The organism is Sanguibacter suarezii NBRC 16159 (assembly GCF_001552735.1).
Classification (GTDB): domain Bacteria; phylum Actinomycetota; class Actinomycetes; order Actinomycetales; family Cellulomonadaceae; genus Sanguibacter; species Sanguibacter suarezii.
The window spans coordinates 430333-454546 of sequence record NZ_BCRT01000010.1 but is presented as its reverse complement, the minus strand read 5'-3'; the positions used below and the strand labels follow the sequence as shown (position 1 = coordinate 454546).

Here is a 24214-nt window from a genome sequence, read left to right as displayed (position 1 = left end):
CTGTGTCCATCACCACTGCATCCACCCCCGGTTCCGCTGCCCTCCCCTCGGCCCTCGCCGAGCTGATCGAGGACTTCGGGGCGCTCGCCCCGGCGCAGCGCCTCGAGATGCTCGTCGAGATGGGCGCTGAGGTCCCCGACCTCCCTGAGCCCTATGCGAGCGATCTCACGCTCATGGAGCAGGTCACCGAGTGCCAGTCCCCCGTCTACGTCGCCGCCGAGGTCGCAGCGCAGGCCCCGCACCCGACGGTGATCCACATCAGCGCGCCCGCCGAGGCCCCCACCACGCGCGGCTTCGCCGGGGTGCTCAGCGAAGGCCTGGCCGGGCTGACCGCGGACGAGGTCCTCGCCGTCCCGACCGACCTGCCTTCCCGGCTGGGGCTGGACGCGCTCATCAGCCCGCTGCGACTGGGCGGCATGGCCTCGCTGCAGGGCCGCATCCAGCGTCAGGTGCACGACCAGCTCGCGCGGCTGCGCCCGGGAGCGACCGGTGCCTGAGGAGGCGCCCGTCCCGCACCTGGACGTCCTGGTCGCCACCGGCCCCGCTGCGGGTCCGGTGGCCGGCTCGGGTCCGGTGGCCGGTGCCGGTGAGCGTCCCACCCCCGCAGCGGGTGACCGGATCGCCCCGGACCCGGCCGAGCGCGCGCTGTGCGCGCTGTACGCACACCCCGCGCCCACCGACCGCCCCTGGCTGCGCGCGAACATGGTGACCACCCTCGACGGCTCCGCGTGGGGGGCCACCGGACGCTCGGCGTCGATCAACAGCTCCGCGGACTTCCGCGCGTTCTGCGCGATGCGCGCGATGGCCGACGTCGTGCTCGTGGGCGCCGGGACGGTGCGCGCCGAGGGGTACACCCCGCTGCAGGTGCCGGCGGACCTGGCGGCCACGCGCGCCGCGGCGGGTCTGGCACCCACTCTGGTCACTGCGGTCGTCACGCGGTCCGGGGACCTGCCGGAGTCGTTCTTGGACTCCCCCGGTGCGGCGACCACGCTCGTGCTGACCACCTCCGCCGGCGCCCAGGTGCTCCACGAGCGCGTCCCCACCGACCGGCTGATCGTCACCGGTGACGGTGGCGTGGACCTCGCTGCGGCACTGGCGGCGCTGGCCGGTCGCGGGCTGTCGCGGGTGCTGTGCGAGGGCGGACCCACCCTGCTCGGCGACCTCGTGGCCGCGTCCCTGGTGGACGAGCTGTGCGTGACCACGAGCCCGATGCTCGTGGGAGGCCTGGCAGAGCGCATCGTGCGCACGCAGTGGTACCTGGACCCGGTGCCCACGGCGCGCCTGGGGCACCTGCTGGTCAGTGACGGCTCTCTGCTCGCACGCTGGGTCCTCGCCGGTGACCAGCAGTAAGGTGTCCACTGTGACTGACATCATCCTCGTCCTGACCGAAGACACCCTGCTCACCGCCGACGTCGCGAAGATCGTCGGCCTGTACGGCGACGACGATCTCACCTACCGGGTCCTCGTCCCCGCCGACACCCACCAGAGCCTGCTCGGGGCGCTCTTCGAGCACCTGGACTCCGGGCAGTTCAAGCAGGCCTGGGAGGACGCCACCGAGGGAGTGCCGTCCCGGACCGAGGCCCGCACCGAAGCCAGCGAGCGTCTGGCCGAGAGCATCAAGGAGTTCCAGGCGGCCGGGTGCACCGCCTCCGGCACGCTCGTCGACGAAGACCCGCTGCCCGCCCTGCGGCACGCGATCGCCGAGGGCGGCGAGGCCGTCCGCGACGTCGTCGTGGTGACCTACCCCCACCTCGTCGAGGACACCTTCCACCGCGACTGGGCCTCCCGCGCCCGCGAGGAGCTGCACGTGCCCGTGCTGCACCTGTACTCCGGCACCAGCGAGATCGGCTGACCTCAGCCGGTCACCGACCCGCACCACACCCGCGTACGACGACGGCCGCTGACCCTGCTGGGTCAGCGGCCGTCGTCGTGCCTGGGCTCAGAGCCTGTCAGAAGCCGGTCAGTAACCGGTCTCTGTGGGCTTGGGGTAGTACGTCTTGTACTTGCGGTAGAAGTTCATCGTCATCGCCCACACCGTGGCCCGACGCCGCAGCCCGCCGTCGCGGGAGTAGCTCAGCGGGTTCACCACGGCGCCGCGGCGCACGACCGCGCGCAGGCGCGACCGGAGCCCCGGCTCAAGGATGTAGCGCATGAGCAGACGCACCGGGACGACCGTGTAGAGCACCTCGCCCGAGGCACGCACCGGCTTGATCCGGTTGCCGTGCACCTGGTCCTCCACGAGCACCCGCGCCGGGTTGGCCCCGGCCGCGGTGACGTAGTAGTTGTTGCGCCCGATCCGCGGGTTCATCTCGAAGTACACGTGACGCCCGGTGCGCGGGTCCCACTTGTAGTCGAAGTTGGCGAAGCCGAGATAGCCGACCTCGTCCAAGAACCGGCTCGCTGCCTCCATCGCGTCCTCGTACTGCTCGGTGAGGATCGCCGCAGGGATGCCCAGCGTGCCGGGGGTGTGCTCCTCGAGCAGCACCCGGCCCGTGGCCAGCAGCGTGATGTCTCCGTGGGAGTCGCGGTAGGCGGTCAGCGACCGCATCTGCGTCTCGTCGCCGGGGATGAACTCCTGCACCAGGAAGGTGCCGGTGTACCCGGCGTCGACGAGGTGGCCGAGCAGCTCGTCGAGCTCCGCGCGGGTGGCCACGTGGTGGATCTTGCGCTTCCCCGGGAACGATATGTAGTGGTACTCCGCGCTCGAGGACGGCTTGGCCACGACCGGGAAGTCCAGGTCCACCTCGAGCTCGGCGATCCGCTCCCGCCCACCGCGGGCGGTGAGGTCGGCGACGTCGACCGGCACCTCCCGCGGGGTCGGGATGTCCAGCCGCGCGCACACGGCGGCGAAGGACTCCTTGCTGGAGACCACGTCGAGGACGTCGAGGGAGCAGAACGGCACGAGGTAGTGCTTCTCCAGCCGCTCGCGGTTCTCGATGATCGCCCGCACGTACCAGTCGGCGTTGGTCAGCAGCACCAGGCGCACCCCAGGGTGCGCCGCGGCCACCTCCTCCAGCGCCGTGACCAGGACGGCCGCGTCGTCGATCCCAGGGACCACGACGTTCGTGACGAAGGTCGAGTCGGTCATGGCCCGGGTGGCGACCGAGGACAGCGCTACCGCGGGGGTCCCGTACTGCTCGTGGAACGCCCGCAGCAGCGCATACACGCCGATGTCGCCGCCGACACCGACAGGGAGGAACTCAGTCATTCAGGACTCTTGCGTCTCGCTGCGGTCCAGGGACCACTCGGTGTGGAAGACGCCAGGCTTGTCGACACGCTGGTAGGTGTGCGCGCCGAAGAAGTCACGCTGGGCCTGGATGAGGTTGGCCGGCAGACGCTCGGCGCGGACACCGTCGTAGTAGGACAGCGAGGAGGCGAAGGCCGGGGTGGGGACGCCGTTGAGCGCGGCGAGGGAGACGATCCGGCGCCATGCCGAGACACCCTCGCCGACCTTCTCGGTGAAGTACGGGTCAGCGAGCAGCAGCGCGAGGTTCTCGTCGCGCTCGTAGGCCTCGGTGATGCGGTTGAGGAAACGGGCCCGGATGATGCAGCCACCGCGCCAGATGCGTGCCATGGCGCCGCGGTCGATGTTCCAGCCGAACTCCTCGGAGGCGGCGGCGATCTGGTCGAAGCCCTGGGAGTAGGCGACGACCTTGGAGGCGTAGAGCGCGAGGCGGACGTCCTCGATGAAGGCCTCGCGGTCGGTGACCTCCCACGCGCCGGCATCGCCGACGAGCACGCCGGCGGCAGCGGTGCGCTGAGGCACGGAGCCGGACAGCGCGCGGGCGAAGGTCGCCTCGGCGATACCGGTGATCGGCACACCGAGGTCGAGGGCGTTCTGGACCGTCCAGCGGCCGGTGCCCTTCTGCTCGGCGCGGTCGAGGATGATGTCGACGAAGGGCTTGCCGGTCTCAGCGTCGGTGTGCTGGAGCACATCGGCGGTGATCTCGATGAGGAAGGACTCCAGGTCGCCCTTGTTCCACTCGGCGAAGATCTCGCCGATCTCCGGCGCGGTGGCACCCAGACCCTGCTTGAGCAGGTCGTAGGCCTCGGCGATGAGCTGCATGTCGGCGTACTCGATGCCGTTGTGGACCATCTTGACGAAGTGGCCGGCGCCGTTGGGGCCGACGTAGGTGCAGCAGGGGACGCCATCGACCTTGGCCGAGATGTCCTCGAGGATCGGGCCGAGCCACTGGTAGGACTCCGCAGAGCCGCCGGGCATGATCGAGGGGCCGTTGAGGGCGCCCTCCTCGCCGCCGGAGACGCCGGTCCCCACGAAGTGCAGCCCGACCTCCTTGAGCGCAGCCTCGCGGCGGATGGTGTCAGGGAAGTGGGCGTTGCCTGCGTCGATGACGATGTCGCCCTCGTCCAGCAGCGGCACGAGCTCGGCGATCACGGCGTCGGTCGGAGCGCCGGCCTTGACCATGATGACGACCTTGCGCGGCTGAGCCAGCGAGGCGACGAAGTCCGCCATGGACTCGGACGGGATGAAGTCGCCGTCGGAGCCGTGGTCTGCGATGAGCGACGCAGTCTTGGCGTAGGACCGGTTGTGGACGGCGACGGTGTATCCGTGCCGGGCGAAGTTCCTCGCGAGGTTGCGGCCCATGACCGCAAGGCCGGTGACGCCGATCTGTGCGCGTGCAGACATCAAGGTTCTCCTTCGTGGCTTCGAACTCGGTTCCCCCACAGAATAGCCGTGACGGCTCACCCCCTTCCTCCCATCTCACCCGGTGACGATGGCGTGCCTCGGCGTTTTTGTCCCATGTCCGACCTACAGTGCGACTGTGATCACCGCTGCCGACGACGCGCCCGACGCCTTCGTGCGCGCCCTGGCCTCCTTGCGCGCCACGCCCGTGCGCCCCGACCTGCGCCTGAGCGAGGTCCCCGGACCAGCACGTGTGGCTCCCTACGCCGCGGCGCTGACCGGTAGCCTGCTGCGGCCAGGATCTGCGGCGCAGGACGAGGACGAGCTCGCAGACGGCCGGTTCATCGTGCTGCACGACCCAGCCGGTCAGGACGAGTGGGAGGGCACCTTCCGCGTGGTGACCCTCGTGCGCGGTGACGTCGACGCCGACATGGGCTCCGACCCGATGCTCAACGAGGTCGCCTGGACCTGGACCCTGGACTCCATCGCCGACCAGGTGGGCGACGTCGATGTGCTCGGCGGCACAGTCACCCGGGTGGTCAGCCAGACCTTCGGAGCGATGGCCGGGCGCGGCGACCGCGTGGAGATCGAGATCCGTGCCTCGTGGACCCCGCGCACCACCGATCTGGGCGCTCATCTGCTGGCCTGGGAGCAGATGCTCGCCGCCGTCGCCGGCGTCCCCCGCATGCCCGACGGCGTGCGCACGCTCCGCCCGTTCCGCTGATCTCACCCGCCCTCACCCCGTGCCCGCCGGGGCGGCGATACCGCGATCAGGTCCTGCGAGGAATACCGTTGGCCCATGAGCTCACCAGCACCGGCCGGCGGCCCGGCCACCACTGACCCCGCACTGACCGATCCCTGCGCACCGCACCCGGCGTCCGACGCCGCACCACAGACGCCGCCCGGCCCGGTCGTGACCCCCCTCACGGTCCCCGCTGACGGCGTCCCCGCCGTCGTGGAGACCCCCGCGGCGCTGGCCCGCACCGTCGCCGCCTTCGCGGCCGGCACCGGCCCGGTGGCCGTGGACGCCGAGCGCGCCTCCGGCTACCGCTACGGCCAGAGCACCTACCTCGTCCAGCTGCGCCGCGCCGGTGCGGGCACCGCGCTCATCGACCCGATCGCCCTGCCGGACCTCTCCTCGCTGAGCCAGGCCCTGGACGGCGTCGAGTGGGTGCTGCACGCCGCCTCCCAGGACCTGCCCGGCCTCGCCGAGCAGAAGCTTGTCCCGTCCTCGATCTTCGACACCGAGCTCGCCGCCCGGATCCTGGGCATGGAACGGGTCGGCCTGGCCGCCGTCGTCGCCGAGGTGCTCGGTCTGGGGCTAGCCAAGGAGCACTCGGCCGTGGACTGGTCCACCCGCCCCCTGCCCGAGGAGTGGCTGCGGTACGCCGCCCTGGACGTGGAGGTGCTTGTCGAGCTGCGGGAGAAGATGGCCGCCCGCCTGGAGGCCGCCGGCAAGGCCGAGTGGGCCCGCCAGGAGTTCGAGGCCGTCCGCCTCGCTCCCCCGCCCGCCCCGCGGGTGGACCCGTGGCGCCGCGTGTCGGGCTCGCACACCCTGCGCCAGGCCCGCCAGCTCGCCGTCGTGCGCGAGCTGTGGCTCGCCCGCGACGACAACGCCCGACGCCGCGACGTGGCACCCGGACGGGTGCTGCCCGACCGCGCCATCATCGCCGCCGCCCAGGCCATGCCCCGGTCCGTCCCGGCGCTCACCGCGCTGCCGGCGTTCTCGGGCAAGGCCACCCAGCGCCGGGCGGTGCTGTGGCAGTCCGCCATCGACCGGGCGCTCGCCCTGCCCGCCGACCAGCTGCCCTCGCTCAACGCCCCGCGCACCGACGCACCGCCGTCCCCCCGGGCATGGGCGGACCGCGACCCGGCGGCCGCGGCGCGGCTGGAGGCCGCTCGTGCCGTCGTCGGGCACCTGGCCACGGTCCACCACATCCCGGTGGAGAACCTGCTGCAGCCCGACGCCCTGCGCCGGCTGTGCTGGACGCCTCCGAAGGAGATCACCGAGCAGACCGTCGCCGAGCAGCTGCGCTCGCGCGGTGCGCGTCCGTGGCAGGTCGAGCTGCTGGCCGCTGATCTGGCGACCGCCCTGTCGACTGCACGGCCCCCGCAGCCGACGCAGCCCTCCGGTGCGCCCGCGTCACGGTAGGGTCTGAGAAATGCTCAGTATCGACGTCATCACCGATCCTGCTGCCTGGGACGAGCACGTGCTCGCCCTGGAAGGCCACCCGCTCCAGCTCTGGGGATGGGGTGAGCTCAAGGCCGCCCACGGCTGGCGGGCCCTGCGCCTGCTGGTCAGCGACGGCGGACGCCGGGTGGGAGCCGCCCAGGTTCTCGTCCGCCCGCTGCCGGGGGTGTTCCGGGCGCTCAGCTACGTCCCACGCGGACCGTCCGTCCCCGACCCCGCCGAGCGCGGTCCGGTGTGCGACGCGGTCGCCGAGTACTGCCGCCGTGAGGTGCGCGGCGTCGGGATCACCTTCGAGCCGGACTGGGAGCAGACCACCGAGCCGCTGCCGATCACCGGTGCACGGCTGGCGACCAACCCGATCCTCTACCCCACCACCTTGATCCTCGACCTCACCCAGACCGAGGACGAGCTCCAGGCCGCGATGTCCAAGTCGACGCGCTATGACATCCGCAAGGCCACCCGCACCGGTCTCGAGGTACGCCGGGTGCGCGACGTCGAGACGGTGACGGCGGTCCTGGAGGTCTACCGCGAGACGGCCGAGCGGGCCGGCTTCGCGCTGCACTCCGACGCCTACTACCTCGACCTGCACCGCCTGCTCGGGGAGCACTCGGTCCTCACGGCCGCCTTCGACGGCGACCGGCCGGTGTCCTTCGTGTGGTGCGTCAACTCCGCGACCACGTCCTTCGAGCTGTACGGCGGGGTCAACGACGCCGGCCGCAAGCTCCGCGCCAACGCAGCGGTCAAGTGGGCCTCGATCCTGGAGGCCAAGTCCGCCGGGCTCACGCGGTACGACATGAACGGCCTGCTCAACGATGGGATCTCGGAGTTCAAGCGGAGCTTCTCCCAGCACACCGACGAGCTCGTGGGATCCATCGACGTGCCGTTCTCGTACTGGTACTCGACGTGGAACCGCGCACTGCCGGCGGCGAAGAAGATCGTGCGCAAGGTGCGCCGCTGATCCTCAGGTCGCTGCGCGGCCACGGGCGGCGGGCGTGACGCCCGCCGCCTTCCACGAGACCCACGTCAGCAGGCGTTCGAGCGGACCGCGGCCGAGGAAGAACCGCCAGAGGGTGCACCCGATGAGGGTGACCTCGACGAAGGGCACGAGGAGCTGCAGGCCGGTCTCCTGCCAGTAGGCGTCACCGACCCGCCACAGCGCGACGATGTGGATGGTGTAGGCGGTCAGCGCCATCGACCCGACGGCCGCGATCGGGGTGAGCAGCGCGCGCAGCCACCGGCCGCCCTGCACGGCGAGCAGGCACAGCCCGATCACCGCCATCGCGAAGGCGCCCGACCCGACCACCTCGGCCACGCCGCCCGAGTGGGGCTCGGCGGTGCGAGCCAGGGCGGCGAGGTCAGGCAGCACGAAGGCAGGACGCCCCTCGGTGACCATCGACCCTCCGCCCATCGGGTCCGTCGGCGGTGCGCCGTCCGCGATCGCGGCGATGGAGTAGGCGAGGGTGGAGACCGCCGCACCGACCGCCACGAGCCGCAGCTTGACATCGGTGCCGGACAACTGGCACCGTCCGATGGCGAGCCCGAGGACGATGAAGGTGAACCAGATCATCCCCGGGTACATGCCGGTGACCAGCAACCCGGTGAGCGGGACGGAGCCCAGCTGAGCCCACGCGAGAGTCGAGGCGACCAGCGGGGTGAGGACGGGCATGACCACTGCGCTGGCTGCCGCCAGCACGAACAGCCGGCGTGCGGACCAGCGCAGGAACGGCAGCGCCAGCACGAAGAGCACGGCGTAGGCCTGCAGGATGATCGCCACCGGTGTGCCGAGCATCGTGAGGATCTCGCCGAGGGTGAAGATGAGCAGGGCGCGCACGAGGATACGCATCCGCGCCTGGAGCGCGGGGACCCCCTCGAGCGGACGCGTCCGCCCGGACATGATCGCCAGCGACACCCCGGCGAGCGTGGCGAAGAGGATCGAGGACCGCCCGTCGAACACCCAGCTCCACGACATCGGGTCTGCGCCCGTCACCGGGTCAGGGGTGTACAGGTGGGCGACGAACATGCCGAGCACCGCGAGGCCGCGCGCGACGTCGAGGCCGGTGAGGCGGCCCGGGCCGCCCGCCAGCCGCGCGAGTCCGCGCCGCCAGGTGCTGGTGGCCGGCGCTGGAGCGGCCGGCGTCGCAGCGACAGGAGCCGGGCCAGCCGGAGCCGGCGCCGACGACGGCGGGGTGGACGTCATGGTTACGAGACTATGGGCGACGCGCCGCGACGACCCGGCGACACGGCGCCGCAGTCACCGCCGGCCGTTGCGCGGGTACGCACCTGGGCCGGTGCCGTACGGTCCGGGAGGACCAGAGGCGAGCTGTGGTGGCACCGTGCGCTGGCGTCCGTGACGCCGGGTGAGGTGCAGGGCGATGAACCCCGTGACGATCATGACGATCCCGAACACCGCTGCCACGGCTCCCGCCGTCGAGCGGTCGGAGGCGGACATGCCCCCGCTCTCGGTGACGGCGAAGGTCTCGACCCCCTCCCCGCGGCACGTCAGGTGGTCGATCTCCATCCAGCCCGTCCCTCGAGCCGTGGTCATGACCGGTCGGTACTCCACGCCGCTGCGGCTGTCTGTCACGACGGCCTTCAGGTCCTCTGCGGCAACGGGCTCGACGGTCCCCGACCGCTGCTCGCCGGTGCTGTACACGCGGCTCTTCCACTCGCACGTCACCGCGGCCGGGTCCACCGTGGCGGGCGCGGCCAGGATGACGAAGTCTCCCGGCCGGATACCCACGCCGCCCGTGCCGCGGACAGTGATCTCCTCCCCCGGCGAGAACTGCGCGTCGGTGGTCACGGTGCTGTGCGGGGCGAACGGGCCGGTCGCGGTGAAGGCGGCTGCCGCCACGAGCAGGAGGGACGGCCCGCCGAGCAGGCCTACGACGATCCACATCGCGACGGCCCCACGGAAGAGATCACGGAATCTCATCTGATCCACCAGCGGTCTTCTTTCGTTGCGCCGGGTCCGGCTGAGCAGGTGCGGGATCGGTCCGCACCCCGGACGCGAACACTCTAAGGGTGGCGGGCCGGCCACGACGGCACCGCCCGCCCCGAGCCCTGCCCGAGCAGTCCAGTGCATTTTCCTGAGACTCCCGGTAGCCTGTACCCGTCGCGCCGGTCCCAGACCAGCGCCCAGGACACCGTCGTCCGTCAGTCAGGAGCTCTCATGCCCATCTCGGCCCAACGCCGCGCCGTCCGTGACGTGGTCTTCGTCGAAGGGGTCCGCACCCCGTTCGGCAAGGCCCGACCCGATGGCCTCTACGCCCACACCCGTTCCGACGACCTCGCCGTCAAGGCCGTGCGCGAGCTGCTGCGCCGTCGTCCCGAGCTGCCCACCGAGCGGATCGACGAGGTCGCCCTCGCCGCGACCACCCAGACCGGAGACCAGGGCCTGACCCTGGGCCGCTCGGTCGCCGTGCTGGCCGGGCTGCCGCTCACGGTGCCGGGTTTCGCGATCGACCGGATGTGCGCGGGCGCGATGACCGCGGTCACCACGACCGCCTCGGCGATCGGGTTCGGGCAGCAGGACGTCACCCTGGCCGGCGGCCTGGAGCACATGGGGCACCACCCGATGGGCTTCGACGCCGACCCCAACCCGCGCTTCGTCTCGGAGAAGCTCGTCGACTCCTCCGCCTTGGTCATGGGCGCGACCGCGGAGAACATCCACGACCGCCACCCGCACCTGACCAAGGAACGGGCTGACGCCTACGGCGTCGCCAGCCAGGCCAAGTACGCCGCGGCCCTGGCCGCCGGTCAGATCACCGCCGACCTCGCCCCCGTCGCCGTCCGCTCCCCCGAGCTCGGCTGGGGCCTGGCCACCGCCGACGAGCTCGCCCGGCCCGGGACCACCCTCGAGGACATCGCCGACCTCAAGACCCCCTTCCGGCCCGGCGGGCGGGTCACCGCCGGCAACGCCTCCCCGCTCACCGACGGCGCGGCCGTCTGCCTGCTCGCCGACGGCGACACCGTCGCCGAGCTAGGACTGCCGGCCCGGATGCGCCTGGTGTCCTTCGCCTATGCCGGGGTGCCGCCGGAGGTCATGAGCATCGGCCCGATCCCGGCCACCGAGCGCGCACTGGCGAACGCCGGCCTGAGCATCGAGGACATCGGGCTCTTCGAGATCAACGAGGCCTTCGCCGTCCAGGTGCTGGCCTTCCTCGACCACTTCGCCATGCCCGACGACGACCCGCGGGTCAACCTCTACGGCGGCGCGATCGCCGTGGGCCACCCGCTCGCCTCCTCCGGTGTGCGACTCATGACCCAGCTCGCCCGGCAGTTCGCCGAGCACCCCGAGGTCCGCTACGGGCTGACGACGATGTGCGTCGGCCTGGGCATGGGCGGCACCGTCATCTGGGAGAACCCGCACCACGCCGACTACTCCGGCCACACGACCGCCGCCGCACCGACCGAGAACTGACAGGGAGCCGACATGACCACGACCCGCCCCGATCTGGCCGAACGCGTCACCCACGCCCTCGTCCGCGACGTCGCCCTGCCCTCCGGAGGCACGCTCGCCCTCATCACCGTGGACAACGGGCTCGACCACACCAAGCCCACCACCCTCGGTCCGCTCGGCCTCGCCGAGCTCGAGGCCGCGCTGCTCACGGTGTCGCGCCGCGCCGACGACGGCGAGATCGCCGCCGCGGCGGTCACCGGCAAGCCGTACTTCCTGGCCGCCGGCGCCGACCTCACAGCAGCGAGCGCCGTCACCTCCCACGCAGCCGCCCGTGCGCTGGGCGAGGCCGGCCACCGCGCCTACCGGATGCTCACCGAGATGGCTGTGCCGACCTTCGCCTTCATCAACGGCGTGGCCCTGGGCGGCGGCCTGGAGCTGGCGCTGGCCTGCACCTACCGCACGATCTCGACCGACGTCCCGGCCGTGGCGCTGCCCGAGACCTCCCTCGGGCTCATCCCCGGCTGGGGCGGGAGCTACCTGCTGCCACGGATCGTCGGGATCGAGCGCGCTGTCGAGGTGATCCTCACCCGTCCCGCCGCGAACAAGCCCTACCGCGCTGGCGAGGCCTTCCAGATCGGTCTCGCCGACGCCCTGCTGGACGCAGCCGACTTCCTCGAGGAGTCCGTCGCGTGGGCGGACGCCGTGGTGCGCGGCGAGATCGTGGTCGAGCGACCTCCGCTCGCCTCCCCCGAGGCGTGGAGCGCCACGGTGGCAGTCGCGCGGGAGCGGGTCGACGCCGTGGTGCACGGGTCCCGACCGGCGCCCTACCGGGCGCTGGACCTGCTGGCCGCCGCCCGCGACAGCGACATGACGACCGCCTTCGCGGCCGAGGACGACGCCCTGGCCGACCTCATCATGAGCGACGAGATGCGGGCCAGCATCTACGCCTTCCACCTGGTCACCGGGGGCAAGCGACCTGCTGGGGCACCTGACCCCGCCCTGGCGCGCCCGGTCACCCGGGTAGGGATCGTGGGGGCAGGTCTCATGGCCGCCCAGCTCGCGCTGCTCTTCGCTCAGCGCCTGGGGGTCCCGGTGGTCATGCGGGACCTGGACGACGAACGGGTCGAGCACGGCCTCGCCTCGGTCCGCACGACCGTCGACAAGCTCGTGGCGAGCGGCCGGATGGGGGCCGAGGCAGGTGCCCAGCTGGTGGCCGCGGTCCGCGGGACCACCGAGATCGGGGACCTGGCCTCCTGCGACTTCGTGATCGAGGCGGTGACGGAGGTGCTGTCGCTGAAGAAGCGGGTCTTCGCCGAGCTCGAGCAGATCGTCTCCCCCACCACGATCCTGGCCACCAACACCTCCGCCCTGTCGGTCTCGGCCATGGCCGAGGGCCTGGCGCACCCCGAGCGGGTGGTGGGGCTGCACTTCTTCAACCCGGTGGCGCAGATGCCGCTCGTGGAGGTGATCGACGCCGACCGCACCGACGACGCCGCGCTCGCCACGGCCTTCGCCGTGGCCAAGACGCTGCGCAAGACCGCGGTGCGGGTCACCGACCGGCCGGGCTTCGTGGTCAACAGGCTGCTCGTGCTGCTGCTCGGGGAGATCGTCGGCGCCGTGGAGGAGGGCACCCCGGTGGTGGTCGCCGACCGCGCGCTGCGCCCGCTGGGCCTGCCGATGGGACCCTTCGCACTCTTCGACCTCGTGGGACCGGCGGTGGGGCTGCATGTCCTGACGTCGCTGCGCGAGGACCTGGGCGAGCGTTTCCCTGCCTCACCGGGGCTGGAGCGCGTCGTCGCGGAGAAGGTCCCGGTGGTGCTGGCCTCCACCGAGCGCGGGGTCCCCGCGGAGGTGGACCCGGCGCTGCAGGAGGTGTTCGACCGGCCCGGCGCCCCGCAGCCGGCGGTGCTTGACGAGGCGGGTGTGCTGGACCGGGTGCTGACGGCGCTGGCCACCGAGATCGGCCTCATGCTCGACGAGGGCGTGGTGTCCGGGCCGTCGCAGATCGACCTGTGCATGATCCTCGGTGCCGGGTGGCCCTTCAGCGCCGGCGGCATCAGCCCGTACCTGGACCGCACCGGGTACTCCCAGCGGGTGCTGGGGCGTCGCCTGCTGCCGGACGGGGTGGCCAACGTCCCCGCCTGACGCCGATCTCTCGGGGCGGCACCGCAGGCTTCTGCGGTGCCGCCCCGAGCCCGACTTCTCCCTTTCGCAGGCGCAGCGGTCTCATCCAGCAAGACGGATATACGGTGCAGCGAGGCGCATACGTCGCATTACGGCGCGCAGGGAGCGCCGCTCTGCTCAGCCAGTGAGACGCTGACTATGCCATCCCATTCGCTCGATTAGCGTCATCAGCGCCATCATGACCGACACGATCCCCAGCCCAGCGCTGCGGACTGCACCGAGGAGAAATCTGCACATGGCACGCAACGACGTCCTCGTCTCCGCCGACTGGGCCGAGACGAACCTCACCGCACCGGGGCTCGTGTTCGTCGAGGTCGACGAAGACACCTCCGCCTACGACAAGGGCCACCTGCCCGGGGCGATCAAGCTCGACTGGAAGACCGACCTGCAGGACCCGGTCCGCCGTGACTTCGTCAACAAGGAGCAGTTCGAGGCTCTGCTCTCGGCCAAGGGCATCAGCAACGACGACACCGTCGTGCTCTACGGCGGCAACAACAACTGGTTCGCCGCCTACGCCTTCTGGTACTTCACCCTCTACGGCCACACCTCCGTCAAGCTCATCGACGGCGGTCGCAAGAAGTGGGAGCTCGACTCCCGCACCCTCAGCGACGAGACGGTCACCCGCCCGGCGACCACCTACGTGGCGCAGGACCAGGACCTGTCCATCCGCGCCTTCCGCGACGAGGTCGTCGCCTCGATCGGTGAGAAGAACCTCGTCGACGTGCGCTCGCCCGAGGAGTTCGCCGGCACCATCCTCGGCCCGGCGCACCTGCCCCAGGAGCACGCCCAGAAGGGCGGGCACGTGCCCTCCGCCATCAACATCCCCTGGTCCAAGGCAGCCAACGACGACGGCACCTTCAAGTCCGACGACGAGCTCGCGGCCCTCTACGGAGCGGCCGGCCTGGACACCTCCAAGCCGACCATCGCCTACTGCCGCATCGGCGAGCGCTCCAGCCACAGCTGGTTCGTGCTCAGCCAGCTCCTGGGCCAGGCCGACGTGAAGAACTACGACGGCTCGTGGGTCGAGTACGGCTCCCTCGTCGGCGTGCCGATCGAGGTCGACGCCAAGTGACCTCCTGCGGGGCACCGGACCAGAGCCTTCCCGCCGTGGTGGCCGCCGGGGCGACCCTCATCGAGGGAACCATCAGCCAGGCCGGCTCCCCGGTCAGCGGCGCCTACGTGCGCCTGCACGATGCCACCGGGGAGTTCACCGCCGAGGTGGTCTCCAGCCCCGAGGGCAGCTTCCGTTTTTACGCCGCCCCCGGGGCCTGGGAGCTTCGCGCTCTCTCCCCCAAGGGCTACACCAGGGGTGAGATCACCGCCGCTGTGGGCGTCAACCGTGCGGAGCTGGTGCTCTCGTAGTACTGTCCGCATTCCGAGGGCGTGCGAGTCCGAGGTCGATCCCGGGGGGGAAATCGATGACCTGGGCTCGTACGCCTTCGGTGTCTCTACAGCTCGATCCCGCGTCCTGGGCCCGGGTCGGTCGGCTTCGGGGACCGGCCCGCCGCCGTCGCGAACCGGTCAGCAAGGAGGCCGAAGGCACCCGCCAGCTCAGCCGGTGCTGCCTCGACGATGTCGGCGTCGAACCGCCCGAGGGAGGCGGCCAGAGCCACCCACGACCACGAGCCGGCCTCGAGACGGCATCTGCCCGGTCCTAGGGACGCCACGACCGCGTCGCCGGCGAAGGGAAGCACGGCGTCGGCTCCCAGAGCGAGAACCACGCTGCCGCGGCACGGCCAGCGATCCTCCTGCGCTGAGCCCTTGAACCGTGCTGCGACGAAGGCCGCCACGCTCACGCCGGGGACCTCGCGCGGGGTGAAGCGGGGACCGGCCGGCGTCCTCGGGGAGACGCGGTCGGCGCGCAGGAGGCGCCAGTCGCCCACGTCCAGGTCCCACGCCACGAGGTACCAGCGGCCCTGGGATGCGACGAGGTGGTGGGGCTCGACGCGCCTGCGCACCGTCGTGGTGACGCCGTCGCCACCGTCGTCGCCATCGGGGAGCCGGCTCGTGTAGTCCAGGCGCAGCACCTCTCGCGCGCGCACCGCAGCGCTCAGGTCCACGAGGACGTCCGGCCGCGCCGGCTCCGTGGACGCCCGCCCAGGAAGGGCGGTGAAGCGGAGAGCATCGAGACGGTGACGCAGCCGGGACGGCATGACGAGGCGGATCGCCGCCAGGGCGCGCTCGGCCGCCTCCTCCAGACCAGCACCGGCCCCGGAGACCGTCTGCAGGGCCACTGCGAGGGCGATCACCTGGTCGTCGTCGAAGAGCAGCGGTGGGAGGTCGGCACCGGCCTGGAGGCGGTACCCGGCGCCGGGACCCTTCGTCGCCTGGATGCTGTAGCCCATCTCGCGCAGCCGGTCGACGTCGCGGCGCACGGTCCGGTGGCTGACGTCCAGCCGCTCGGCCAGCACCTGCCCGGGCCAGTCCCGCCGGGCCTGCAGGAGGGAGAGCAGCAGCAGGAGCCGGGCTGTCGTCGAGATCGTCGGGGGCGCCATGCGTCGATGCTAGGGCGAGAAGAGGACCGTGGCTGTCCTAGACGCCGGAGAGAGTGGAAGCAGTCCGGGAGACCTCCTGGACCTCATCGCAAGGAGCAGCCATGACTGTCATCACCACCCCTCACCTGAACTTCCGCGGCGACGCCGGAGCAGCCCTGGACTTCTACCACTCGGTCTTCGGCGGACAGAAGATCATCCTCACCAACGCCGACGCTCACTCCGTCGAGATCCCCGAGGAGGCCGAGCAGGTGAAGTTCGGCCAGGTCGTCGCCGACAGCGGCTTCCAGATCATGGCCTACGACGTGCCGTCCAGCGCGTCCTACGACCAGGGCGACAAGGCGCTCTTCGTCTCCGTGCGTGGCGACTCGGCGGCGGAGATCAGCCAGCTGTGGGACCGGCTGGCGCAGGGGTCGACCATCGTGGACGCCCTCGCGCCGTCGGCGTTCTCCCCTGCCTACGGGATGCTCACGGACCGCTTCGGCGTGACGTGGGTGCTGGACGTGGCTGTCGCCTACAGCACGGCCTGACGGGCTGAGCGGCCCGGCTGAGCGGTCCGGGCTGAGCCGGCGGAGCGGCTCAGTAGACGGTGAGCCCTCGTGCGCGGAACTGCTCTCGCACGCGCTCCACCTCGTCGACCGTGGGAGGAGGGGTGTCCTCGAGCTCGTAGGCCATGCCGAGGGCGGACCACTTGTCTCGGCCCATCTGGTGGAAGGGCAGGACCTCCACGCGTGAGACAGAGGAGAGGGAGGCGGCGTACTCGGCGATCGTCTCGACGTTCGCCGGGTCGTCGGTGAGGCCCGGGACCAGGACGAAGCGCAGCCAGATCTCCACGCCCTTGTCCGCCAGCCGGCGGCCGAAGTCGAGGGTGGGCTGCAGCTCGCGTCCGGTGACCTTCTTGTACGTGTCAGGGTCGCCCGACTTCACGTCGAGCAGCACCAGGTCGACGTTCTCGAGCATGGCATCGGTGCAGGCGGCGCCGAGGAACCCGGAGGTGTCGATCGCCGTGTGGATCCCGTGCTCCTTGGCGCCGGCCAGGAGGGTGGCCGCGAAGGCGGGCTGCATGAGCACCTCGCCGCCGGAGATCGTCAGGCCGCCGCCAGTCGCCTTGAACACCGACTTGTAGCGCTTGATCCGGCGCAACAGCTCCTCGGAGGTGACCGACTCGCCGTTCTTCATCTTCATCGTGTCGGGGTTGTGGCAGTACAGGCAGCGCAGCGGGCAGCCGGCGAAGAAGATGGTCATGCGCGTGCCGGGCCCGTCGACAGCGGTCACCAGCTCCCAGGAGTGGATCGACCCGAGCGTGCCGTTGCGCATCTGCTCGAGCTTGGAGCCGCGGTCGAGGTCGCTGACCTCGAGGCCGCCGGTCCCCACGCCACTCGCGCGGCGGGTCGGGGCAGCAAAGTCTTTGTCGCCGAGCGCCCCACCGTCGCCAGCTGCGTCGCTGGCGTCTGTGTCGGCGAGGCGGACGGTGGGCATCCCGAGCTGGCACGAGGTGGGCGCGTCCGGTGCGGTGACCGGCTGCGTCGGTGAGGTTGTGCTCATGGTGGGTGCCTTCCGTGCTCGGGTCGAGCGTGCTGTGGTGGTCGGCGTCCCCCGCGAGGGGGACGCCGACCGGTTCACCTCCGTCGGAGGTGTGGTCTCACGCGGACTGGTGGAACGTCCGGGTGAGGACGTCGAGCTGCTGCTCACGCGTGAGCTTGACGAAGTTCACAGCGTAACCAGAGACCCGCACCGTGAGGTTGGGGTAGTTCTCCGGGTGCTCGATGGCGTCCTCGAGGGTCTCGCGGTTGAGGACGTTGATGTTCGCGTGGAACAGGCCCTCGCTCATGCCTGCGTCGAGGATACCGACGAGGTTGGCGACCTGCTCCTCCTTGGTGCGTCCCAGCCCGCTCGGGGTGATCGTGTTCGTCAGCGAGATGCCGTCGAGCGCGTCCACGTAGTCGAGCTTGCCGACCGAGAGCATCGAGGCGACCATCCCGTGGGTGTCCATCCCGTTCTCCGGGTTGGCGCCCGGGGCGAAGGGGGTCCCGGCGCGGTGACCGGAGGGGAAGTTCCCGGTCGACTTGCCGTAGACGACGTTCGAGGTGATCGTCAGGACCGACTGCGTCGGCAGGGCGTCACGGTAGGTGGGCAGCGCACGGATCTTGTCCATGACGGTCTTGACGACGAGCTTCGCGATCTCGTCGGCACGGTCGTCGTCGTTGCCGTACACCGGGAACTCGCCCTCGGTGATGTAGTCCACGACCAGGCCGGACTCGTCACGGACCGGGGTGACCTTGGCGTACTTGATCGCCGAGAGGCTGTCCGCGACGATCGAGAGGCCCGCGATGCCGCACCCGAGGGTCCGCACGATCTCGTTGTCGTGCAGAGCCATCTCGATCGCCTCGTAGGCGTACTTGTCGTGGCTGTAGTGGATGATGTTCAGCGCCTCGACGTAGGTCTGGACGACCCAGTCCAGCATCGCGTCGTACTTGGCCCAGACCTCGTCGAAGTCGAGGGGCTCGTCGGAGGTGATGGGCTCGAAGCCGGTGACGACCTGCTTGCCGGACATCTCGTCACGGCCACCGTTGATCGCGTAGAGCAGGCTCTTCGCGGCGTTGACGCGAGCACCGAAGAACTGCATCTGCTTGCCGACCCGCATGGGCGAGACGCAGCAGGCGATCGCGGCGTCGTCACCCCAGTGCTGGCGGATCTGGGCGTCGGACTCGTACTGCACGGCCGAGGTCTCGATGCTGATCGCGGCGCAGAAGTCCTTGTAGCCCTGGGGCAGCTTGTCGTCCCAGAAGATGGTGATGTTCGGCTCGGGAGCCGGGCCGAGGTTGCGCAGGGTCTGCAGCAGGCGGAACGAGGTCTTGGTGACCAGGGTGCGCCCGTCGTCGCCGAAGCCGGCGTCGGACCAGGTGGCCCAGTAGGGGTCGCCGGAGAAGATCTGGTCGTAGTCGATGGTGCGCAGGAACCGCACGATGCGGAGCTTGAGCACCAGCTGGTCGATGTACTCCTGGGCCTCGACCTCGGTGATCGTGCCCTCGGCGAGGTCACGCTCGATGTAGACGTCGAAGAAGGCGGAGAGGCGACCGAAGCTCATGGCCGCGCCGTCCTGGGACTTCACCGCGGCGAGGTAGCCGAAGTAGGTCCACTGGATGGCTTCCTTGGCGTTGGCCGCGGGGCGTCCCAGGTCGAAGCCGTACTGCTCACCGAGGTTCTTGAGCTTCTTCAGCGCCCGGATCTGCTCGGAGTGCTCTTCGCGGTAGCGTGCCCAGTTCTCAGAGAACGGCTGGTCGGCGACGGCGTCCTTGTCCTTCATCTTGGCCTCGATGAGGAAGTCCACGCCGTAGAGCGCCACCCGGCGGTAGTCACCGATGATGCGGCCGCGGCCGTAGGAGTCAGGCAGGCCGGTGATGATGTGGGAGGAGCGGGCCGCGCGGATGCGCGGGGTGTAGATGTCGAAGACCCCTTCGTTGTGGGTCTTGCGGTACTTGGTGAAGATCTCCTTGACGTGGGGGTCAGGCTCCAGCCCGGCCTCCTTGATCGCGGTCTCCACCATGCGCCATCCGCCGTAGGGCATCATCGCGCGCTTGAGCGGGACGTCGGTCTGCAGACCGACGATGACGTCGTCGTCGGAGCTGATGTAGCCGGCCGGGAAGGCGTCGATGTCAGCGGGGGTGTGCGTGTCGACGTCGTAGACGCGCTTGGCGCGCTCGACGGAGAGGTAGTCCTTCTCCAGGGTGTCCCACACGGCGAGGGTCTTCGCGGTGGCCCCCTCCAGGAAGGAGGCGTCGCCCTCGTAGGGACGGTAGTTGCGCTGGATGAAGTCCCGGACGTCGACGTCCGCGGTCCATGCGCCTTCGCTGAACCCGCGCCATGGCTGGGGAGTGCTGGCACCGGTGGTGTTCATCGTGCCATCTGCTGTGGTGGTCATCGCCGTCTCCTTGGGGAATCCCTCGACCTGTTGATCTTGTCTTCCACACTAGGAAGATATTGATGGGACGACTTGGGACCTAAGGCCCTCAAGCCGTCAGAGTGCTGAGGTGTGCGTCACACCCAGCGAGGAACGTCTCGACCTCCTTCCGCCGCTGCCCTGGCCTGCGGCTGGACCCATCCTGTGAGGGCCACGACGGCCTCCGCGACGGCCGAGACCGATGCTCCGGTGGTGTCGAGCCGCGTGACCCATTCCGGGGCGCGTGAGCGCAGGTCAGCGGCCCACCGCGCGCTGCGCGAGAGGTGCTCGTCAAGCTCGGAGCCACGCTCGCGCCGACGGAGCCGGTCAGTGAGCGCGTCCGGCTCGGCCTCCAGGAGCACCGCGGTGACGCTGGCCTGCGGATCCACCGCGCTGCGCAACTCCTCGACCTCCAGGACGCTGACGGTGTTGACGTAGACCAGCCGGTGCTGACCGGCCGCCTGGTAGGTGCCCCACAGCTTCGTCAGGTTGGTCAACGACAGCCACGGGCGCCCGGAGTCCAGCGGACCGGGATAGCTCGCGTCGAGGTTGTCACCGTCGACGAGGGCGTGCGCGACGCGCGAGCGCCGCAGCACCGCGCTGACTTCGACAGACACGCTGGTCTTGCCGACGCCTGCAGCGCCCCCGAGGAACAGGATCTGGGTGGTTTCAGCAGGCATGACCTCGATCATCTCCTCTGTCCGCCCGGTATGCAACGTCCGCCCGCAGGTCAGCGAGTCGCAAGGGCTCTCCCGCGACTCGGGTCCAACGTCCCTTGCGACCGGTCGGGCGCCGTGCACGGTGCGACCCGGCCCGGGAGTGACCGGGCCGGGCCGCAGCACGCTCAGACGTACTCGGCGTAGGCCGGGAGGTCGAGGGCGCCGTTGCCGGACAGGCCGATGACGATGACCTCCGGCTCGGTGACGGTGCGTGCGTAGGCGATCGCCGCGGCGACCGCGTGCGTGGACTCCGGCGCCGGCACGATGCCCTCGACCCGGGCGAAGAGCACCCCGGCGGCGAAGGCGTCCTCCTGCTCGATCGCCACCGCCTCCATGAGGCCGAGGTTGACGGTGTGCGAGACCATCGGCGCCATCCCGTGGTACCGCAGCCCGCCGGCGTGGATGGCCGGCGGGACGAACTCGGTGCCCAGGGTGTACATCTTCATCAACGGCGTCAGGCCCGCGACGTCACCGTGGTCGTAGCGGTACTCCCCCTGGGTGAGGGAGGGGCAGGCAGCCGGCTCGCAGGCCACCACCCGGGTCGTGGTGCCCTCACGCAGGTTCTTGCCGATGAACGGGAAGGACAGCCCGGCAAGGTTGGACCCGCCGCCCGCGCAGCCGAAGACGACGTCGGCCTGGGTCTCCCCCGCCTGGTCGAGCTGGTCGAGGGCCTCGATCCCGATGACCGACTGGTGCAGCATCACGTGGTTGAGCACGCTGCCCAGGGAGTAGTGGGCGTTCGGGTCACCGACGGCGACCTCGACGGCCTCGCTGATCGCCATCCCGAGGGAACCGGTGGTGTCCGCGGTCTCGGCGAGGATCGCCCGGCCGGCCTCGGTGAGCTCTGACGGCGAGGAGTGGCACACGCTGCCGTAGGTCTCCATCTGCATGCGGCGGTAGGGCTTGGACTCGTAGGAGGCCCGCACCTGCCACACCTCGCAAGTCAGGCCGAGCATCGAGCAGGCCATCGACAACGAGGCACCCCACTGGCCCGCACCGGTCTCCGTGGTGAGCCGGGTGATGCCCTCGATCGCGTTGTAGTACACCTGCGCGACGGCGGTGTTGGGCTTGTGGGAACCGACCGGGCTCACGCCCTCGTACTTGTAGTAGATCCGCGCCGCCGTGCCCAGCTCCCGCTCGAGGCGGTGGGCACGCACCAGCGGCGCCGGCCGCCACTGCGCGTAGATCTCTCGGACCACCTGCGGGATCTCGATGTACCGCTCGGTCGAGACCTCCTGGGCGATGAGCGCCATCGGGAACAGCGGCGCCAGGTCCTCCGGGGTCAGCGGCTCGCGCGTGCCCGGGTGCAGGTGCGGGGGCACCGGCGAGGGCAGGTCGGCGTTGAGGTTGTACCAGTGCGTGGGCACGTTCGCCGGGATGGAGAAGCCGAGGGGCTCGAGGGAACGTGAGATCGCAGAGGTGCTCATAGGGGTCCTTCTCTCGCGGGTTCGCCGGCGGGCTACTCCCCGCCTCGAAGGCCGCGGGACCACCCGTCGTTGGGCAAGGTCCGCGCACGCTTGAGGGGCCGACCGTTACCGGGTCGGCCACCAGAGGCGCACGCTGTGAGTGATCACCCGCACAGCATAGGGCCGCCCGCGAGCGCCGATGACCCCTGTCCGCGGACCGGTCGCGACAGGACCGGTCCGGTCAGGTTGCGAGCGGACGAGACCTCAGCGGACGTGACCTCAGCGAGCCAGTGCGTCGAGGACGTCGCGGGCGATGTCCGCCGCGCCCAGCCGGTTCGCCTCGACGATCTGCGCCCGGGTGGCGTGATCGAGGAAGGCGGTGGGCAGACCGACCGTGTGGACCCGGGTGCGCAGGTCCGCGCGAGCGGCCCGCTCCCCCAGCAGCGCGCCGATGCCGCCCTCGGCCAGCCCGTCCTCGATGGTCACCACGAGGTCGTGCTCGCCGGTGAGCTTGACGAGGGAGTCCGGCATGGGCAGCACCCAGGTCGGTGCGGCGACCGTCGTGGCCACCCCGTGCGCCGCGAGCAGCTCGCTCACCTCCAGCGCTGTGGTGGCCATGGACCCCACGCCCACGACGAGCACCCGCACCGAGGGAGTCTCCGGCTCCTCGCGGGCCAGGATGTCCACCCCGTCGAGGGAGTCGATCGCCGGCAGCGCCTCACCCATGGCGCCCTTGGGGTAGCGCACCACGCTCGGGGCGTCGTCGATGTCCACCGCACGGCGCAGGGCCGCGCGCAGCGTCGGCTCGTCGCGCGGGGCGGCCAGGTGCAGGCCCGGGACGATGCGCAGCATGGCCATGTCCCACATGCCGTTGTGGCTCGCGCCGTCGTCGCCGGTGATGCCGGCGCGGTCCAGGACGAACGTCACCCCGGCCTTGTGCAGCGCCACGTCCATGAGGACCTGGTCGAAGGCGCGGTTGAGGAAGGTCGCGTAGAGCGCGACGACGGGGTGCAGCCCCGCGAAGGCCATGCCGGCGGCGCTGGTGGCCGCGTGCTGCTCGGCGATGCCGACGTCGAAGGTGCGCTCCGGGAACGCCTTCTCGAAGGGCGCGAGACCGACCGGGGCGAGCATCGCGGCGGTGATCGCCACGACGTCGGGCCGGTCGTGGCCGATGGACACGATCTCGTCGGCGAAGACCTTGGTCCAGCCGAAGCGCGACGGCGCGACGGGCAGCCCGGTCTCGGGGTGGATCTGGCCCACGGCGTGGAAGCGGTCGGCGACGTCCTGCTCGGCCGGGGTGTAGCCGCGGCCCTTCTCCGTGATGACGTGCACGAGCACGGGACCGCCGAAGGCCTTCGCGGCGCGCAGGGCACGCTCGACCCCGGCGATGTCGTGGCCGTCGACGGGACCGATGTACTTGATCCCCAGGTCCTCGAACATCCCCTGGGGGGCGACGACGTCCTTGATGCCCTTCTTCAGCCCGTGCAGGGCGTCGTAGGCCACGCGTCCGGGCGGGCCGGAGCGGTGCAGCGTGCGCTTGCCCCAGGACAGCACGTTCTCGTAGCCGCGGGTGGTGCGCAGGGTGTCGAGGTGGTGGGCCATGCCGCCGATCGTGGGGGCGTAGGAACGCCCGTTGTCGTTGACGACGAGGATGAGGCGGCGGTCCGGCCCGGCGGCGATGTTGTTGAGCGCCTCCCAGGCCATGCCGCCGGTCAGTGCGCCGTCGCCCATGACGGCGACGACGTTGCGGTCGGTGAGCCCGCGGACGAGGTTCGCCTTGGCGATCCCGTCAGCCCAGCTCAGCGCGGTCGAGGCGTGGGAGTTCTCCACGATGTCGTGGGTGGACTCGGTGCGGCTGGGGTAGCCGGAGAGGCCTTCGCGCTTGCGCAGGTCGGCGAAGTTCTGCCGGCCGGTGAGCAGCTTGTGCACGTAGGACTGGTGCCCGGTGTCGAAGACGAAGGAGTCCGCGGGCGAGGAGAACACGCGGTGCATGCCGATCGTCAGCTCGACGACTCCGAGATTGGGGCCCAGGTGCCCGCCGGTGCGCGAGACGGACTGCACGAGGAAGTCGCGGATCTCGGCGGCGAGCTCCTCCGCCTGGGCGGGCGTGAGCCGGCGAAGATCATCTGGTGACTGGATCGATTCCAGCAGCCCCATGGCGTTGCCTCCTATGCTGCCGCAACGGCTCGCGGGGCGAGCGCACGCACGGCGTCGTCGTGCGGTATGCACAAGGACCCA

Annotated in this window: 21 protein-coding genes; 11 read left to right on the top strand and 10 right to left on the bottom strand. The window is 70.9% G+C overall.

The features are described 5' to 3' along the window. Positions 1-2 precede the first annotated feature (2 nt). The 3 genes from SS2_RS06650 to SS2_RS06640 are packed head-to-tail and all read left to right on the top strand — an operon-like array spanning position 3 to position 1852. Positions 3-497 carry a SufE family protein gene (locus SS2_RS06650; protein WP_245643388.1) on the top strand — a complete coding sequence of 165 codons (495 nt, stop codon included), beginning with the start codon at positions 3-5 and terminating at the stop codon, positions 495-497. Then, positions 490-1350, top strand: a complete 861-nt coding sequence (locus tag SS2_RS06645; protein WP_245643387.1) for a dihydrofolate reductase family protein — start codon at positions 490-492, stop codon at positions 1348-1350. Before SS2_RS06650 ends, SS2_RS06645 begins: the two co-directional genes overlap by 8 nt. Before the next feature lie 10 nt (positions 1351-1360). Next, positions 1361-1852, top strand: coding sequence for a hypothetical protein (locus SS2_RS06640; protein ID WP_066462268.1), 492 nt, complete (start codon positions 1361-1363; stop codon positions 1850-1852). 108 nt (positions 1853-1960) lie between these two features. On the opposite strand, the gene SS2_RS06635 is transcribed toward SS2_RS06640, so the two are convergent. Next, a complete protein-coding gene (locus SS2_RS06635; RefSeq protein WP_066462266.1) occupies positions 1961-3208 on the bottom strand; it encodes a carboxylate--amine ligase in 1248 nt (415 codons plus the stop codon). Further along, positions 3209-4648 carry an NADP-dependent phosphogluconate dehydrogenase gene (gene gnd, locus SS2_RS06630; RefSeq protein ID WP_066462263.1) on the bottom strand — a complete coding sequence of 480 codons (1440 nt, stop codon included), beginning with the start codon at positions 4646-4648 and terminating at the stop codon, positions 3209-3211. Between the two features lie 136 nt (positions 4649-4784). On the opposite strand from gnd, the gene SS2_RS06625 reads away from it, so the two are divergent. The 3 genes from SS2_RS06625 to SS2_RS06615 all read left to right on the top strand — a co-directional run bounded on the left by SS2_RS06625 (position 4785) and on the right by SS2_RS06615 (position 7794). Continuing rightward, the gene (locus SS2_RS06625) at positions 4785-5369 is read left to right on the top strand and encodes a DUF3000 domain-containing protein (protein WP_369405201.1); all 585 of its coding nucleotides are present in this window, start codon (positions 4785-4787) and stop codon (positions 5367-5369) included. A gap of 75 nt (positions 5370-5444) precedes the next feature. Continuing rightward, complete coding sequence (locus SS2_RS06620; RefSeq protein ID WP_083941859.1) at positions 5445-6797, top strand: HRDC domain-containing protein; 1353 nt, start codon at positions 5445-5447, stop codon at positions 6795-6797. 10 nt (positions 6798-6807) lie between these two features. Then, a complete protein-coding gene (locus SS2_RS06615) occupies positions 6808-7794 on the top strand; it encodes a lipid II:glycine glycyltransferase FemX (RefSeq protein WP_066462261.1) in 987 nt (328 codons plus the stop codon). Positions 7795-7797: 3 nt separating this feature from the next. Here SS2_RS06615 and SS2_RS06610 read toward each other — a convergent pair whose 3' ends face one another. Beyond that, positions 7798-9033, bottom strand: a complete 1236-nt coding sequence (locus SS2_RS06610) for a heparan-alpha-glucosaminide N-acetyltransferase domain-containing protein (RefSeq protein ID WP_066462258.1) — start codon at positions 9031-9033, stop codon at positions 7798-7800. A 54-nt stretch (positions 9034-9087) separates the two neighbouring features. Continuing rightward, a complete protein-coding gene (locus SS2_RS06605; protein WP_169796265.1) occupies positions 9088-9768 on the bottom strand; it encodes a hypothetical protein in 681 nt (226 codons plus the stop codon). A gap of 237 nt (positions 9769-10005) precedes the next feature. On the opposite strand from SS2_RS06605, the gene SS2_RS06600 reads away from it, so the two are divergent. From SS2_RS06600 to SS2_RS06585, 4 genes are all read left to right on the top strand, one after another. After that, positions 10006-11256 carry a thiolase family protein gene (locus tag SS2_RS06600; RefSeq protein WP_066462249.1) on the top strand — a complete coding sequence of 417 codons (1251 nt, stop codon included), beginning with the start codon at positions 10006-10008 and terminating at the stop codon, positions 11254-11256. Positions 11257-11268: 12 nt separating this feature from the next. Further along, positions 11269-13380 carry a 3-hydroxyacyl-CoA dehydrogenase NAD-binding domain-containing protein gene (locus SS2_RS06595; protein WP_066462248.1) on the top strand — a complete coding sequence of 704 codons (2112 nt, stop codon included), beginning with the start codon at positions 11269-11271 and terminating at the stop codon, positions 13378-13380. A gap of 274 nt (positions 13381-13654) precedes the next feature. Beyond that, on the top strand, positions 13655-14491 hold the full coding sequence (locus tag SS2_RS06590) for a sulfurtransferase (protein WP_066462246.1): 837 nt from the start codon (positions 13655-13657) through the stop codon (positions 14489-14491). Continuing rightward, positions 14488-14781: a DUF1416 domain-containing protein gene (locus SS2_RS06585; protein ID WP_066462244.1), complete on the top strand. Its 294-nt coding sequence runs from the start codon at positions 14488-14490 to the stop codon at positions 14779-14781. Before SS2_RS06590 ends, SS2_RS06585 begins: the two co-directional genes overlap by 4 nt. Positions 14782-14867: 86 nt before the next feature. On the opposite strand, the gene SS2_RS06580 is transcribed toward SS2_RS06585, so the two are convergent. After that, complete coding sequence (locus tag SS2_RS06580; protein ID WP_066462242.1) at positions 14868-15914, bottom strand: helix-turn-helix transcriptional regulator; 1047 nt, start codon at positions 15912-15914, stop codon at positions 14868-14870. A gap of 101 nt (positions 15915-16015) precedes the next feature. Between SS2_RS06580 and SS2_RS06575 the strand changes: the two genes are divergently transcribed. Beyond that, the gene (locus tag SS2_RS06575) at positions 16016-16441 is read left to right on the top strand and encodes a VOC family protein (RefSeq protein ID WP_066462240.1); all 426 of its coding nucleotides are present in this window, start codon (positions 16016-16018) and stop codon (positions 16439-16441) included. Positions 16442-16490: 49 nt separating this feature from the next. On the opposite strand, the gene pflA is transcribed toward SS2_RS06575, so the two are convergent. From pflA to dxs, 5 genes are all read right to left on the bottom strand, one after another. Next, positions 16491-17456: a pyruvate formate-lyase-activating protein gene (gene pflA / locus SS2_RS06570; protein WP_245643386.1), complete on the bottom strand. Its 966-nt coding sequence runs from the start codon at positions 17454-17456 to the stop codon at positions 16491-16493. A gap of 97 nt (positions 17457-17553) precedes the next feature. Then, positions 17554-19833, bottom strand: a complete 2280-nt coding sequence (gene pflB, locus SS2_RS06565) for a formate C-acetyltransferase (RefSeq protein ID WP_066462236.1) — start codon at positions 19831-19833, stop codon at positions 17554-17556. A gap of 116 nt (positions 19834-19949) precedes the next feature. Then, the gene (locus SS2_RS06560) at positions 19950-20531 is read right to left on the bottom strand and encodes a P-loop NTPase family protein (protein ID WP_157607207.1); all 582 of its coding nucleotides are present in this window, start codon (positions 20529-20531) and stop codon (positions 19950-19952) included. A 164-nt stretch (positions 20532-20695) separates the two neighbouring features. Next, complete coding sequence (locus tag SS2_RS06555; RefSeq protein ID WP_066462233.1) at positions 20696-21997, bottom strand: TrpB-like pyridoxal phosphate-dependent enzyme; 1302 nt, start codon at positions 21995-21997, stop codon at positions 20696-20698. 258 nt (positions 21998-22255) lie between these two features. Next, positions 22256-24133 (bottom strand): 1-deoxy-D-xylulose-5-phosphate synthase, encoded by a 1878-nt coding sequence (gene dxs / locus SS2_RS06550; protein WP_066462231.1) that lies wholly within the window; start codon positions 24131-24133, stop codon positions 22256-22258. Between the last annotated feature and the right edge of the window lie 81 nt (positions 24134-24214).